The sequence below is a fragment of the Flavonifractor sp. An100 genome (assembly GCF_002161175.1).
Lineage (GTDB): Bacteria > Bacillota > Clostridia > Oscillospirales > Oscillospiraceae > Lawsonibacter.
The window spans coordinates 1-15,015 of record NZ_NFMA01000027.1 but is presented as its reverse complement, the minus strand read 5'-3'; the positions used below and the strand labels follow the sequence as shown (position 1 = coordinate 15,015).

The following is a 15,015-nucleotide window of genomic DNA, read 5'->3' as shown; positions in this document are numbered from 1 at the left end:
GGCTCCTGCCGCTGTTTTCTCTTTTTCACTCTTAGTAGGCCACGCCCCACAGGATCATGTGCTTGGCGGGTTTGCCGCAGCACACGCAGGTGTCGGACACCTTCTCCTGGGCGAAAGGCATGCACCGGGAGGACACGCCGGCCAGCTCCTTCATCTTCAGCTCGCACGCCTCGTCCCCGCACCACATGGTCCGGGCAAAGCCGCCCTCGGTCTCCATGAAGGTCTTGACCTCCTCCACGGTCAGGCAGGTTTTGGTATGCTCCTCCAGGTTCTTCTTGGCCCGCTGGTACAGTCCCTCGTGGACGGCGTCCAGCAGCTGGGGCACCACGGTCTCCAGCTCGCTGAGAGGCACGAAAATCTTCTCCCCAGAATCCCGGCGGCAGATACAGCACTGGCCCTTCTCCATGTCCTTGGGGCCGATCTCCACCCGCAGGGGCACGCCCTTCATCTCATACTGGGCGGCCTTCCAGCCCATGGACTGGTCGGAGACGTCCATATCCGCCCGGATCCCGGCGGCCTTCAGGCGACCCAGTAGATCGGTGGCGGCCTCCAGGACTCCCTCCTTGTGCTGGGCCACGGGGATGACCATGGCCTGGATGGGAGCGATACGGGGGGGCAGCACCAGGCCGTTGTTGTCGCCGTGGGTCATGATGATGCCGCCAATCATACGGGTGGACACGCCCCAGGAGGTCTGGTGGGGATAGTGGAGCTGGTTGTCGCTGCCGGTGAAGGTGATATCAAAGGCCCGGGCAAAGCCATCGCCGAAGTAGTGGCTGGTGCCCGACTGGAGAGCCTTCTTGTCGTGCATCATGCACTCCACGGTGTAGGTCTCCTCAGCGCCATTGAACTTCTCCTTCTCTGTCTTGCGGCCCTTTACCACCGGCATGGCCAGCACGTTTTCCAAAAAGTCGGCGTAGATGTTCAGCATCCGCTGAGTCTCTTCCCGGGCCTCCTCCTCGGTGGCGTGCATGGTGTGGCCCTCCTGCCACAAAAACTCCCGGTGGCGCAGGAAGGGACGGGAGGTCTTCTCCCAGCGCAGCACGCTGCACCACTGGTTGTACAGCTTGGGCAGGTCCCGGTGGGAGTGGATAACGTTCTTATAGTGCTCGCAGAACAGGGTCTCGGAGGTGGGCCGGATGCAGTAGCGCTCCTCCAGCTTCTCGCTGCCGCCCATGGTGACCCAGGCGCACTCGGGGGCAAAGCCCTCCACATGGTCCTTCTCCTTTTGGAGCAGGGACTCGGGGATGAGCATGGGCAGATACACGTTCTGGTGGCCGGTCTCCTTGAACTTCTTGTCCAGCTCGGCCTGGATGTTCTCCCAGATGGCGTAGCCATAGGGGCGGTAGATAAACATACCCTTGATGGAGGAGTAGTCAATGAGCTCCGCCTTCTTGCACACGTCGGTGTACCACTGGGCGAAGTCCACCTCCATATCGGTGATCTGCTCCACCTGCTTCTTGTTGGGGTTCTGAGCCATATCGTTTCAGTCCTTTATCTCAATATAGAATGGATTGGAAAACTCGTATTCTTTATTGTATGAATCCAGAGGGAAAAAGTCAAGGTTTCCCGCCAAGTTCCCGAAAAAAGCCCGTCTTTCCCCGTTGCCCGGCGGAGTTTCCCGTGGTATACTGGCGTCATGACAAGTCACTTGACAAAAGGAGGGAGTACCATGGACGCCCAGCAACGCAGACAGGCGGTGGCCCGGCGGCTGGAGGGAGCGGAGGGCCCAGTGAGTGCGGCTACCCTGGCCCGGGAGCACTCGGTCAGCCGACAGATCATCGTGGGAGATATTGCTCTGCTCCGGGCGGGCGGGCTGGACATCGCCGCCACCCCCCGGGGCTATATGATCCAGCGCTCTCCCTCTGGTCTAGTGCGGCAGGTGGCGGTGCGCCACGACGGCCCCGCCATGGAAGCTGAACTCAACACCATGGTGGACCAGGGCTGCACCGTTCTGGACGTGATCGTGGAGCACCCCATCTACGGCCAACTCACCGGTCCCCTACAGCTGTCCAACCGCTATCAGGTCAGTCAGTTCATCGCCCGGTGCCGGTCGGAGGATGCCGCCCCCCTGTCCCAGCTCACCGAGGGCATCCATCTCCACACCCTCTCCTGCCCCGATCAGGAATCCTACCAGCGGGTATGCCAAGCTCTGGAGGAGCTGGGCATCCTGCTCAGAGAGGATTTCGCCCCTTAGCCGCTCTATCCCGCCGCCTCCCTATAAAAATTACTTGACAAATTCTCCAATCGGGTTAAAATGATGTTTACATATGTCTTGACACCTGTAAACATCATTTCATTTTACAAAGGGACAAGTGGGTGGATTCCTATGAAAGAATTTCTGGCGCGGAAAAACATCGTCTTTTCCGCCAAGCGCTACGGCATTGACGCTCTGGGAGCCATGGCCCAGGGCCTGTTCTGCTCTCTGCTCATCGGCACCATTCTGGATACCCTGGGGGACCAGCTGGGCATCCCCTTCCTGGTGACTATGGGAGGGTACGCCTCGGCTATGAGCGGGGCGGCCATGGCGGTGGCCATCGGCTATGCCCTCCAGGCCACCCCCCTGGTGCTCTTCTCCCTGGTCACCGTGGGCTACGCCGCCAACGCCCTGGGCTCTACTACCCTGGACGGGGGCAAAGGGGCCGGCGGACCGCTGGCGGTGCTGTTTATCGCCATCATCGCCGCCGAAGTGGGCAAGGCGGTGTCCAAGGAGACCAAGGTGGACATCCTGGTGACCCCCCTGGTGACCATCTTCACCGGAGTGGTGCTGTCGGCCTGGTGGGCCCCCGCCATCGGCACCGCCGCCTCCGCCGTGGGCGACTTCGTCAAGTGGGCCACCGTGCTCCAGCCCTTCTGGATGGGGATCCTGGTGTCGGTGGTCATCGGGGTGGCCCTCACTCTACCCATCTCCTCGGCGGCCATCTGCGCGGCCATCGGCCTGACCGGCCTGGCCGGCGGGGCAGCTGTGGCAGGCTGCTGCGCCAATATGGTGGGCTTTGCCGTCATGTCCTTCCGGGAGAACAAGTGGGGCGGCCTGGTGAGCCAGGGGGTGGGTACCTCCATGCTCCAGATGCCAAACATTGTGAAGAACCCCAAGATCTGGCTGCCCGCCATCCTCACCTCCGCCATCACCGGCCCCCTGGCCACCTGTGTATTCCACCTGGAAATGAACGATCCCTCCGGCGGTGTGGCCTCGGGTATGGGAACATGCGGCTTCGTCGGCCAGATCGGCGTCTACGCCGGCTGGGTCAACGACGTGGCCATGGGGGTCAAGGATTCCATTACCTCCTTCGACTGGGCAGGTCTCATTCTCATTTCCTTTGTCCTCCCCGCCATCCTCTGCTGGGCCTTCGGCCTGTTCTTCCGCAGGATTGGCTGGATTAAGGAGGGCGACCTGACCCTGCCCCAATAAGATTCCCTCTCCGGGAGGCGTCCTTTTTCTGGGACGCCCCCGTTTTTTTCCTGTTTTGAAAAAAAGAAGTCAGATTTTCCTTGACATTTTCCCTGTTTCCGGTATAATAATTAAGCCTGTCTTCCTATGCAAGCAGGCAACATCCTTGTTCCCGGCTTAGTGTTCCGGGGACCATATGTCCATAAGGAGGTGCAAAACATGGCAAAGATTAACGCGAACTACGAGGCGGTTTACATTCTGGATCCCTCTCTGAACGAGGAGCAGATCGCCGCCCTGGTGGCGAAGTTTAAGGCCGTGGTCGAGGCGAACGGTACTGTCTCCGAGATCGACGAGTGGGGCAAGCGCCGTCTGGCCTATCCCATCAACGATCTGATGGAAGGCTACTATGTCCTGATGACCTTTACCGCCGCCGCCGCTATCCCCGCTGAGCTGGATCGTATCTTCCGGATCACTGATGGCGTCATGCGTTCCATGATCGTCTGCAAGGATCAGTAAGGGGGAGCAAAAATGCTCAATCGAATTATCATCATGGGCCGTCTGGCCCGTGACCCCGAGCTCCGGCGCACCCAGACCGGGACCCCTGTGGCGTCTTTCCGTCTGGCGGTAGACCGGGACTTTAAGGACAAGTCCACCGGCGAGAAGGCCACCGACTGGATTGATGTGGTGGCGTGGCGTTCCACCGCCGAGTTTGTCAGCCGTTTCTTCACCAAGGGCCGTATGGCTGTGGTGGAAGGCCGGTTGCAGATGCGGGACTGGACCGACAAGGACGGCAACAAGCGCACCAGCGCCGAGGTGGTTGCCGACAACGTATATTTCGGCGATTCCAAGCGGGATGGCGAAGGCGGCGGATATTCCGGCGGCTACAGCCAGGGAGGTTACTCCGGCGGTTATTCCGCCCCCGCGGCACCCTCCGGCTATGGGGCCCCTCCCGCGGACGGGGACCAGTTTGCCGAGCTTTCTGATGATGACGGCGAGCTGCCGTTCTAACTTTGACCGTATATGGTCGTAAAAGGAGGTTAAATCCATGGCTATGGAACGTGATAACAAAGCCCCCCGCGGCCGCAAGCGCCGTAAGGTCTGCGCCTTCTGCGTGGACAAGGTGGAGCAGATCGATTACAAGGATGCCGCCAAGCTGCGCCGGTTCACTTCCGAGCGGGCGAAGATCCTTCCCCGCCGCACCACCGGCACCTGCGCCATGCATCAGCGCCAGCTGACCGAGGCCATCAAGCGTGCCCGTCAGATCGCCCTGCTGCCCTATGTGACCGACTAATTCGGAACACAAACCTTAAAAGCCTGTCCTTCCTTGGGAAGAACAGGCTTTTTCTTTTCCACCTTTGCCAGGATAAACGGCAAAAACGCCCGGTCTCTTACAAAAGAGACCGGGCGTTTTGTTTGGGGACCTGTGGGCCTTACAGCACACCGATCTCCTTATAATACTTCTCTGCGCCGGGATGGAGGGGCAGGTTGGCAATGTCCTGCACCGCGGCCTCAGGGGTCAGGCCCTTCAGGTTGCCCTGAGACTCGCCCAGAGAGTCGATGTTCTCCCAGAACACCTTTGTCAGCTCATAGACGGTCTCCTCATCCAGGTCGCCCCGGCAGAACATCACCATCTTAATGGCAGAGGTCTGCACATCCTCGTCCTGGTTGGGATAGGTGCCGGCGGGGATGGTGTAGGGGGCGTACCAGGGGTAGTCCTGCTGCAGGGTGGAGATGACCTCGTCGCTGATGTTCAGCAGCTTGCAGCCGGAGGACAGGGCCTGGGACACGGCAGCGGCGGGAGCGCCGGACATGATCCAGGCGCCGTCGATGGTGCCGTTGGAGAGCATGTCGGCGGCATCGCTGAAGGCGATGTACTCCACCTGGATGTCATCGGGGTAGTTCAGGCCGGCGGCGGTGAAATGGTTGCGGCACTCGCCCTCCACAGAGGAGCCGGCGGCGGCCACGGCGAAGTGCTTGCCCTTCACGCCAGCCAGGTCAGCGATGCCGGAGGACTCGGTGACCACCACCTGGTTGGGGTTGAAGTACAATCCAGCAATGACCTTCAGGTCGTCGTAGGCGTAGCCCTCAAAGCTGTTCTGGCCGTTGAGGCACTCGTAGCAGTTGGAGGAGATGGCGATGGACACCTGGGCCTCTCCCTCGGAGACCTGGGTCAGGTTGTCAATACCGCCGTTGGAGGCCTGGCTGGAGGCGTTGACAAAGTCAATCTCCGTGTCCCACAGGTTGGTAATGGCGGCGCCTACGGCGTACAGAGCGCCGGAAGCGTCGGCAGTGGGGAAGTTGATGGTCACGGTCTCATGGCTTCCCCCGCTCTGGGCAGAGGAGCCGGTGGAAGAGCCGGCAGCGGAGGACGTTCCGGCCGAAGAGCTGCTCCCCTTGGAGCCACAGCCGGCCAGAGCGCTCACCGCCAAAGCGGCGCACAGGGCCAAAGACAGAACTTTTTTCACAATAATCTCTCCTTTTCAAATGGATGAAATGCTATGTCAGGCGTTCCCCAACGCAGGGGACGCGGGACGACGGGTCAGCCACTGGAAGACAATGACGGCAATCAGCACGCCAAGGCCCACCAGGTCGGTGAGAGCGCCGGGGTAAAGCATTAGGGGAGCCACCGCAATGAGGACCAGCCGCTCCCCCCAGTTGCACCGGCGGATAAACCAGCCCTCCAGTCCACCCACCAGGGCCACCGTGCCGATGGAGGCGGTGATCATGGCCCAAATACTCTCCCAGACGGTAAAGCTGGGGTCGGCCCCGATGAGGAGCACCGGGTTATCCAGGAAGAAGAAGGGAATCAAAAAGCCGATGAGACCCAGCCGCACGGACAACAGGCCGGTTTTGGTCTGGTTGGACCCGGCAATGCCAGCGGCCACATAGCTGCTCATGGCCACCGGCGGGGTGATATTGGACAGGCATGCGTAGATGAGGCAGAACATATGAGCGGAGATATCCAGCACCCCTACCTCGATGAGGACGGGGACAGCCACCGCCTGGACAATGACGTAGGCGGCCACGCCGGGCACGCCCATGCCCAGGATGGTGGACATGATCATCACCAGCAGGCCGGTAATGTAGATGTTGCTGTTGTCCACGATGGCCAAAATGAGGTAGCCCATGTTCAGGCCCAGGCTAGTGAGGGTAACGGTGCCGATGATCACGCCGATGATCACGCAGCACACACCCACAGAGATGGCCCCCCGGGCTCCCTCCACAGTGGCGGCCACGATTTTGTCCCAGGTCATGCGGGTGTCCTTCTGCAGCCAGCTGGCGCCGATGGTGGCGAAAATGGCGATAACAGCGGCGTAGAGGGGGGTGTAGCCCACGCACATCAGGGCGATGAGCACCACCAGGGGAATGATCAGGTGGCCCTGCTCCTTAAGGACCTTCATGGCGTTGGGGATATTTTCCTTGGACAGGCCCGACAGCCCCAGCCGTTTGGCCTCAAAGTGGACGGCAAACAGCAGACCCAGGTAGTACAAAAAGGCGGGAATAATGGCCGCCAGCATGACAGCAGTATAGCTCAGGCTGAGAAACTCCGCCATGACAAAGCCCACCGCTCCCATGATGGGGGGACAGAACTGTCCGCCTGTGGAGGCCACCGCCTCCACCGCCCCGGCAAACTCCTTCTTGTAGCCGGTCTGCTTCATCAGGGGGATGGTGATGGTACCAGTGGTGGCCACGTTGGCAATGGCGGAGCCGTTAATCATGCCCATGAGGGCGGAGGCCAGCACCGCCACCTTGGCCGGACCGCCGGGGGTGCGTCCCACCAGGGTCAGGGAGAAGTCGTTGATAAACTTGGAAAATCCGCTGTACTTCAAAAAGGCGCCAAAGACCACAAACAGGAAGATGTAGGTGGCCGACACCCCGATACCGGTGCCCAGCAGGCCCTGGGTGCCCCAGAACTGGGTCACCAGCACCCGTTTAAGGGTAAAGCCATTGTGGCCCAGCCGGCCGGGTAGATACTGGCCAAACCAGTTGTAGGCCAGGAAAATGAGGGCCAGGATGGCCAGGTTGCCGGAGGCCCGCCGGGCCGCCTCAAAGGCCAGCACCAGAGCCACACCGGCAAGAATCAGCTCGAAATCTGTCACCCGCCCGCCGTTTTGGGCAATACGGGTGTAGTTGAGAATCAGATAGCCAAAGGCCCCGATGGTCAGCACCACCAAAGCTAGATCCCACACCGGGGGTAAACTGCGCCTGCGGCGCTCCTTCTTATAGGTGGGGTAGAGCAAAAAGGTAAAGCACAGCAAGAAAATACAGTGGAAGGCCCGGAGATTGACCGCGCTGATCACGCCGAAGGTGTTAAAGTACAGCTGGAACAGGGTCCAGAAGCACAATAGAATGGTAATCAGGGTACCCATGGGCCCGGAATAGGTTCGGGTCCGAGACTCGGAATCCTTCTCCTCCAATAGTTTTTGCGCTTTCTTTTCCAGCTCCTCCTGTTCCTGCTGGGAAAGCAGCTTGTGTTCTTCCATAAGGATTCCTCCTATGTTCCGCTTTATCGATTAAAAGTGTTGAAGTACAACGCTAACTGTTTTACCACATTCAAAGTAGAAAGTCAACCCTAACCTTTCCTCCTCCCAGCAAAAAACTACCCGGCAGCTTCTGCTGCCGGGCGGGTACTGAGGATCATTGCCCGGCACCCACACGGACTGGTCGGGACTGCTGGGCCTGTTGGATTTGCTCGGGCTGGTTGGGGTAGAGCTTGCGCAGCCGGGCGATGCAGGCCACACAGGCGGGAACCAGAAACAGGTCCGCGCAGATCCAGGCCGCCGGGGAGGCAAAACAGGCGGCGGTATAGCCGAACACCGGCACCAGCAGGCAGCCCACCCCGGTACGGGCCCCCATCTCCAGCACGCCCGCCAAAATAGCAAAGACACTGTAGCCCATGCCCTGGATGGAGAACCGGACAATATTCACCAAGGCCAGGGGGAAGAAAAAGGCGGTGAGGGTGCGGATATACTGGCTGGTCAGCCCCACCAACAGCTCCAGCTGGGGCTCCTTGGGGTCCAGAAAGAGCATGGCGCACTGGGGTGCCAGCAGGAGCATGGCGGCAAAGGCCAGCACCGCATAGCCCAGCCCCAGCAGGGAGCAGGCTCGCACGCCCTGGCCCAGGCGGTCCAGCTTACAGGCCCCCACATTTTGACCGCAATAGGTGGCCATAGCCGCTCCCATGGCGTCATAAGGGCAGGCCAGCAGCTGAAAGAGCTTGGAGCCCGCCGCTACCGCCGCCACATAGGTGCTGCCCAGGGTGTTAACGGCCGACTGTAGGACGATGGAGCCGATGGCGGTGATGGAATACTGCAGCCCCATGGGGATACCCATGGTACAAAGCACCTTGCAGGTGTGGCCGTCCAGCCGCCGCTCGGCTGGGGAGGCGTGGAGGATGGGAAACTTTTTCCGCATATAGAGCAGGCAGGCCAAGCCGGACACCCCCTGGGAAATCACCGTGGCAATAGCCGCCCCGGCCACCCCCGCGTGGGCGTAGAGAATGAGGGTGAAGTCCAGCACGATATTCAATCCCGAGGATAGGGCCAAAAAGTACACCGGAGTTTTGCTGTCCCCCAGGGAACGCATGATTCCCGCCAGCAGATTATAGAGGAAGGTGGTGGGGATACCCATAAAGATGACGAAAATATAGGCGTAGGAGTCGGCAAAAATGTCCTCTGGGGTGCGCATCAGGGTCAAAATGCCCCGGCACCCCAGGCCGGTGGCCACTGTGAGCACCAGAGCGAACAGGGCGGAGAGATAGGCGGCATTGCATACGTACCGGCGCATCTTTCCATGCTCCCCCGCCCCCAGGCGCTGGGCCACAGGGATGGCAAAGCCGCTGCACACCCCCATGCAAAAGCCGATGACAAAAAAGTTGATGGAGCCTGTGGCCCCCACCGCAGCCAGGGCTTTGGCCCCCAGCAGCTTGCCCACGATCATGGTATCCACCAAATTATATACCTGCTGAAACAGCATCCCCAACAGGGTGGGCAGGGTAAAGCTCACCAGCAAGCCCATGGGATTTCCCCTGGTCAGATCCTTGGTCACCGGATCACCGCTCCTTTCCTATGTTTCCATACCTTAGTCTCTTCGGGTTCCATTTGGAATACCGAATTATTATAGTCATCCTCCCCTCCTCTGCATAGATGTGTTTTGCACAATTTTAACCGCTTTTTCCCGGGACCTCCCTTGTGAGAACGGCAAAGCCCGAAAAGCAGCAGATGGACCTGTCCCCTTTGACGGACAGGCCCATCTGTGGTAGTGCGTATTTTATCCCCGGCTGGCCATACGGCGGCAGGCCAGGGCGGTGGCCAGGAAGTAGCCTCCATACACGGCCAGCAGCAGAGCCGCTGCGGCCAGGCTGCTGCCCACGCTATCCACCTTGCCCGCCGTAGCGATGAGATCGTTGGCCGCCTTCATCCCCACCGCGGAGTGGATCACGGCCAGCACCAGGGGCAGCAGAAAGGCCAGGGCCACCTGCTGGGTGGCCGACCGGCGCACCAGCTTCTCCTCCGCCCCCAGGCGGCGCAGGACGGCATACCGCCCGGCGTTGTCCGCCGCCTGACTCAGCTGCTGCAGGGCCAGCACCGCCGCCGCAGCCAGCAGGAAGGTAAAGCCCAAGTACAGCCCTAAAAACAGAGCCAGAATCTTGTTTCCCATAATGTCGGAGTAGCGCATGAGACGGCTGTCGGCAAACAGGGAGTAATCTTCTTGCCCCTCCTCCACAGCGGCCAGAATCTTTGCCTCCACCTGCTCCTTATCCCCGGCATAGTCGGCGCTCCACACCTGGCGGCGCACCTCCAGCTCTCCAGCCATCTCGTCGGGAATGACCAGACAGGTCATGCCCAGCCGTCCGGTGAGGGGAATTTCCTCCTGGTCCAGCACGGCAGGTAGCACACCGGAATACGCCGGCAGTCCCGCCCGCAGCCGCAGCTCATCCAAATCGGAGACCTTCACCGCCCCTCGGGCGTCTTCGATTCCTGTCACCGCAGGGTCGTTATAATAAAATATGGTGTCCTTCTGCCACTCCAGCTCCTCCGCTGACACCCCATGCTCGGCCAGCAGAGCATCAAAATCTACCGTTCCAGCCACATCAGCAGACTGGTTTTGGATGGTGATATCAAAGGACGTATTTTCATTGGCGGCGTTCTCCAGGGTCTGGTTGAGCCCCACACAGCTGGCCGTGATGCCGATGGCCAGCAGCAGGAGAATACACACCACCGTCTGGGACAGGTAGGTGGTGTGCACCTTGCTGAGCCACTGCCGGAGGGTAAACAGGTTCAGGTTGCGGAAATAGAGCTTGGGCCGGTTCTGGACGAATTTCATCACAAACCCGGACAGAGAGCGGAAGATCAGCAGGGTGCCCAGAGTGCCCAGAGCCAGCATGGGGATGCAGATGGGCAGCACCGCCACGGCGATGGCCATACCAACCGTCAAAAGGATGGCATAGGCCGCCCCCAGACACACCGCCCCCAGCACAAACTGCACGGCTGCCACCGTCAGCGAGCGCTGGCGGAGCACCTCGTTTTTCCGCTCCCCCTGGATGAGGTCAATGAGCTTGGCCCGGGAAACCTCCAGCCCGCTGAACACCATCACCAGCAGGAAAATCAGGCCGAAGTACACCACTGTCTTGCCCGCCGCTTTCAGGGAGAAGGACAGCCCCAGCAGGCCGGATACGTCTACCTCAAACAGGGACAACGTCCACGCTGATAAGCCCTGGGAGGCCACCACACCCAGTCCCAGGCCCACCACCAGGGACACCAGCCCCACCAGGCCCGTCTCTAAAAACAGCAGCCGGGACACCTGTCCCTGGCTCATTCCCAGCAGCAGATAGGTGCCCAGCTCCCGCTTGCGCCGGCGCAGGAGAAACCGGTTGGCGTATAAAATCAGGCAGGCCAGCACCACTGCCACAAAGACGGAGAAGATGTCAATGAGCATGAGGATGGGCTCCACCATGGGATTTCCATTCCGGGCCAGATAGACCATGGCCCCCTGGCCCTCCACCGAGTTAAAGGTATAAAACAGGCATACACCGAAGGTGAGGGTGAGCAGGTACACCCCGTAGTCCCGGAAGGAGCGGCGGACATTGCGCCAAGCCAGCTTAGAGAACATCGGCCATCTCTCCTCCCATCCGGGTCACCACCTGGATGATTTTTTGGAAAAAGTTCCGGCGGTCCTCCTCCCCCCGGCGCAGCTCCTGGAAAATCTGCCCGTCCTGGAGAAATACCACCCGCCGGCAGCAGCTGGCGGTGAAGGCGTCGTGGGTGACCATGAGGATGGTGGTCCCCAGGTCCCGGTTCAGCTCCTCCAGCCGGTCCAGCAGCATCCGGGCCGACCGGGAATCCAGGGCTCCTGTGGGCTCGTCGGCCAGCACCAGGGCGGGCTTGGTGATGATGGCCCGGGCGGCGGCACAGCGCTGCTGCTGGCCGCCCGACATCTGGTAGGGGTATTTGTTCAGACAGTCGCTGATCCCCAGCAGCTGGGCGGTATCCTTTACCCGCTTTTCAATTCCCCCTGCCGGCGCGTGAACGATAGACAGGGCCAGGGCAATATTCTCAAAGGCGGTAAGGGTGTCCAGCAGGTTGCAGTCCTGAAAAATAAATCCCAGCCGCTCCCGGCGAAATTTGGCCAGCGCCCGGCCCCGCAGTCGGGTCAGCTCCTGGCCGTCAATCACGATGGACCCCGCGGTGGGCCGGTCAATGGTGGAGATACAGTTGAGCAGCGTAGTCTTTCCCGACCCCGACGGTCCCATCACCGCCACGTATTCCCCCGGCTGGAGGGACAGGGACACCCCGTCCAGGGCCCGGGTCACCCCGCCCCCTTTTCCGTAAACCCGGGTCAGCTCCCGGACAGTTAAAATTTCTTCCATAGCGATCCTCCTTTGGTACTACCTCGCAGTTTGGGCAGCTGTGAACTGTATGAAAGCATACCATACAGTTTAAAAAATGTTTTAAAGGTCCTGTGAGGATTTTCTTAAACTTCCCTTAAATTCTTTTAAAGGTCCACAGGCAAAAAAAGCACTCCGGCAGCAGCCGGAGTGCCAAGAAAAAATAAGGAGGAATCGATGAAGACACGGACGGCTCAGGCCCGCAGGCCGAAGCGCGCCATCCAGGTATTGAGCTGCAGCAAATAGGCCATTAGTTCCAGCTGCTCCAGCTCCCAGCCTCCTGCCAGCCAACTGCTTTGCAGGGCAGGGCCATCCACCAGGTCATGGATGGGGGCGGTGGGATCATCCAACAAGGCTGCCAGCCGAGAGCGCACCAGCTGCCGGTATAGGCCATCACAGTTCCCCGGCTTTTTCCGCCGGGGCGGGCGGCCCGGTGGCGGGAGTAGTCCCTCCGCCGCGTCCCACAAAAGCTGCTGAGGGTGTCCGTTGAGCATCTTCATGGAGTGGGGAATATTCCAGGTGTATTCCACTAGGGCGCTGTCACATAGGGGCAGCTTTACGTCCACCCCAACCGCCTGCTTCATGGCCTCCGCCTGCTCCATCACCTCGGGGAGCCACCAGGTAAGGGCCAGCCAGGCCGCCTGACGGCGGCGGCGCTCCCACTCCGGCTCTCCCTCCAAAACAGGACAGCCATCCAGCGTGTTTTGCAGCTGCTCTTGGACATAGGACTCCACTTCCAGCGCATGCCACACCTCTGTCCGGAACACACTGCGCCGTTTTTCCAGAGCTGGGCACCTGGGGAAGGTGGGCATGGCCCCCTCCCACCCCTCTGACCAGGGCAGATTTTCAAAAATCACCTGGGCTCCCCCTCCGGAGAGCACCCTCTTGCCCTTTCCCAGCTCCTGGCAGGCATACAGCAGGGCGGCATCCCCACATCCCAGCCCGGGCACATCCCGGGCCAGCTGAACCTGCTCCATCCGGGCGGGCAGGGCGGTCAGATCCCACTCCACCTCCCGGTGGCGGACATGAAAGGCTTGCGCCACTGTTTGCCCATAGGTTATGGCAGGCGACTGGCTGCCATTGCCGGACTGGGCGGGACAGTGGAAGGTGACCGCTTGCAGCGGGGGGCTCCCACTGTCAGTATATGCACAGGCAGCCAGTCCGGTGACCAGAGAGGAGGCCACCCCCCCGGACAGCAGCACCTGCTCCTCCCCGGTCAGCCGGGTCTTTACACTGCGGCGGATAAGCTCCCCCACCTGAGCCGCCGTTTCCCGGTAGTCCTGCTGGTGCAGGCGCCCCTCTAAACGCCAGTAGCGGTGACAGCGGCTGCCCTGGTCATCCACCATCAGGCAGCACCCCCCTGGCAGCTCCTCCACCCCTCGGAACAGCCCCACCTCAGGCCCGCGGACCGAGCCAAGGCCCAGGAGGTGGCAGATTCCCTCCCGGTCCAAGGCGGGGGTGAGCTCCGGATAGGCAAACAGGGCGCTGGGCCGAGAGGCAAAGACAAAGGTGTCCTTTCGCCAGGCGTAGCAGAGGGGCTTTCGTCCCAGCTTATCTCGGGCACACAGCAACCGCCTGCCTCCGCCGTCCCAAAAGGCCAGGGCAAATTCTCCCTCCAGCCGGCACAGCGCCCCCTCCCCCCAGGCGATCAGGGCCCACAGCAGGGCGCGCCCGGCCTGCTCCCCCTCCAGGGGCATGCCGCTCTCCCGGACCTGATGGCACAGCTGGGACAAATCAAACAGCTGCCCCTCCCACACCAGCGCATACTCCACCCCGTTCCACCGCTGGGTCAGCGGCTGGCCGTCCTCCACTCCCCGGCGGACCAGAAGGCAGTGGTCATTCTGCCACAGGCCCTTGTACTCCCCGTTGTCTGAGCCCAGGGCCAATCCCATTTGGCTGCCCACATCCCGCCAGGCCAGGGTGCTGTTATTCTGATGAACGCTGCAGAATCCTCCGATTCCAGACATAAGTACAATTCTCCTTTTCTTCCTCCGTTTTGTTCCTGTCCGGGGGACGGCACAGGCTGAGCTTCTTGCGCGCTTACCATCCTATGCCGTCCGCCCCCATAAGTCACAGCAGAAGCAGCCAGATGCTCCAGCCCGCCGAGGCCAGCACCGCTCCCAGCGCGCCCCACGCCAGACCCGGCAGCCGCTCCAGCCGCCGGTTCCAGGCCCGCCCCTGCTTCAGGTATCCGTCCGCCGCCTGCCTTGCCTCCTTGAGCACCCGGTCGGCGCTGACCCCCTCCCGGGCCAAAGCCTCCTCCTTGACAATAAAAATGGCCTCCTCAAACAGCTTGGGGTCGGGAGATTTTACCAGGATGACCTGGCGGGTGATGCCTTTCACCATAGCTATGTCACATCCTTTCAGGGACGGTTGTGTTCCCAGTATTTACTCTTAGTCTGTCCTCTTTTCTTCCGGTATATTCCTGCCTGTCCCGCCCGTACACTATTCCTGCCGGGAGAAAAGGAGGGATGTCCGTGGCGGATTCATGGCAGTCACGCCTGGCCGGACTGGCCATTGTCTATGTGACCAACATTGCGGTCATTCTGTTGTTTCAGGGGGCGGGGGGTTGAAATCCCCGCCCCCTGTCTGTTGGTCTTGTCTTAGCTCGCCTGCTCCGGCGGGCGGCGCTTCTAGCTGTCACGCCTTCCCGCCCTCGCGCCCGGCTCCCTAAGTCCTCCGACTCCGCCGCCAAACGCTCGGGCCTGCGGCCCTCCCTGGTTTGCCGACCTGCGCTCCG

13 protein-coding genes are annotated in these 15,015 nt (G+C 61.0%); 5 read left to right on the top strand and 8 right to left on the bottom strand.

Annotated features, from left to right (window positions below; genetic code table 11):
* Positions 1-31: 31 nt before the first annotated feature.
* Positions 32-1,477, bottom strand: a complete 1,446-nt coding sequence (gene proS, locus B5E43_RS12920; RefSeq protein ID WP_087397362.1) for a proline--tRNA ligase — start codon at positions 1,475-1,477, stop codon at positions 32-34.
* A gap of 192 nt (positions 1,478-1,669) precedes the next feature.
* Here proS and B5E43_RS12915 point away from each other — a divergent pair, with 192 nt between their 5' ends.
* The 5 genes from B5E43_RS12915 to rpsR all read left to right on the top strand — a co-directional run bounded on the left by B5E43_RS12915 (position 1,670) and on the right by rpsR (position 4,679).
* On the top strand, positions 1,670-2,194 hold the full coding sequence (locus B5E43_RS12915) for a transcription repressor NadR (protein ID WP_087397360.1): 525 nt from the start codon (positions 1,670-1,672) through the stop codon (positions 2,192-2,194).
* Positions 2,195-2,326: 132 nt separating this feature from the next.
* Entirely contained in the window at positions 2,327-3,409 is a 1,083-nt protein-coding gene (locus B5E43_RS12910; RefSeq protein ID WP_087397358.1) for a PTS sugar transporter subunit IIC, read from the top strand.
* 198 nt (positions 3,410-3,607) lie between these two features.
* Positions 3,608-3,904 (top strand): 30S ribosomal protein S6, encoded by a 297-nt coding sequence (rpsF, locus tag B5E43_RS12905; RefSeq protein WP_087397357.1) that lies wholly within the window; start codon positions 3,608-3,610, stop codon positions 3,902-3,904.
* A gap of 12 nt (positions 3,905-3,916) precedes the next feature.
* Positions 3,917-4,396, top strand: a complete 480-nt coding sequence (locus B5E43_RS12900; protein ID WP_087397355.1) for a single-stranded DNA-binding protein — start codon at positions 3,917-3,919, stop codon at positions 4,394-4,396.
* A gap of 37 nt (positions 4,397-4,433) precedes the next feature.
* Positions 4,434-4,679, top strand: coding sequence for a 30S ribosomal protein S18 (gene rpsR, locus B5E43_RS12895; RefSeq protein ID WP_087397353.1), 246 nt, complete (start codon positions 4,434-4,436; stop codon positions 4,677-4,679).
* 139 nt (positions 4,680-4,818) lie between these two features.
* Here the strand turns inward: rpsR and B5E43_RS12890 are convergent, their stop codons facing one another.
* From B5E43_RS12890 to B5E43_RS12860, 7 genes are all read right to left on the bottom strand, one after another.
* Positions 4,819-5,853 (bottom strand): TAXI family TRAP transporter solute-binding subunit, encoded by a 1,035-nt coding sequence (locus B5E43_RS12890; RefSeq protein WP_242964829.1) that lies wholly within the window; start codon positions 5,851-5,853, stop codon positions 4,819-4,821.
* Between the two features lie 36 nt (positions 5,854-5,889).
* On the bottom strand, positions 5,890-7,872 hold the full coding sequence (locus tag B5E43_RS12885; RefSeq protein ID WP_087397349.1) for a TRAP transporter permease: 1,983 nt from the start codon (positions 7,870-7,872) through the stop codon (positions 5,890-5,892).
* Positions 7,873-8,026: 154 nt separating this feature from the next.
* Complete coding sequence (locus B5E43_RS12880; protein WP_087397347.1) at positions 8,027-9,436, bottom strand: MATE family efflux transporter; 1,410 nt, start codon at positions 9,434-9,436, stop codon at positions 8,027-8,029.
* 222 nt (positions 9,437-9,658) lie between these two features.
* Entirely contained in the window at positions 9,659-11,500 is a 1,842-nt protein-coding gene (locus B5E43_RS12875; RefSeq protein ID WP_087397345.1) for an FtsX-like permease family protein, read from the bottom strand.
* Positions 11,490-12,257 carry an ABC transporter ATP-binding protein gene (locus B5E43_RS12870; protein WP_087397343.1) on the bottom strand — a complete coding sequence of 256 codons (768 nt, stop codon included), beginning with the start codon at positions 12,255-12,257 and terminating at the stop codon, positions 11,490-11,492. Before B5E43_RS12870 ends, B5E43_RS12875 begins: the two co-directional genes overlap by 11 nt.
* Positions 12,258-12,469: 212 nt before the next feature.
* Entirely contained in the window at positions 12,470-14,242 is a 1,773-nt protein-coding gene (locus B5E43_RS12865) for an asparagine synthetase B (protein WP_087397341.1), read from the bottom strand.
* A gap of 103 nt (positions 14,243-14,345) precedes the next feature.
* Positions 14,346-14,621 carry a translation initiation factor 2 gene (locus B5E43_RS12860; RefSeq protein WP_087397340.1) on the bottom strand — a complete coding sequence of 92 codons (276 nt, stop codon included), beginning with the start codon at positions 14,619-14,621 and terminating at the stop codon, positions 14,346-14,348.
* Positions 14,622-15,015: the final 394 nt, after the last annotated feature.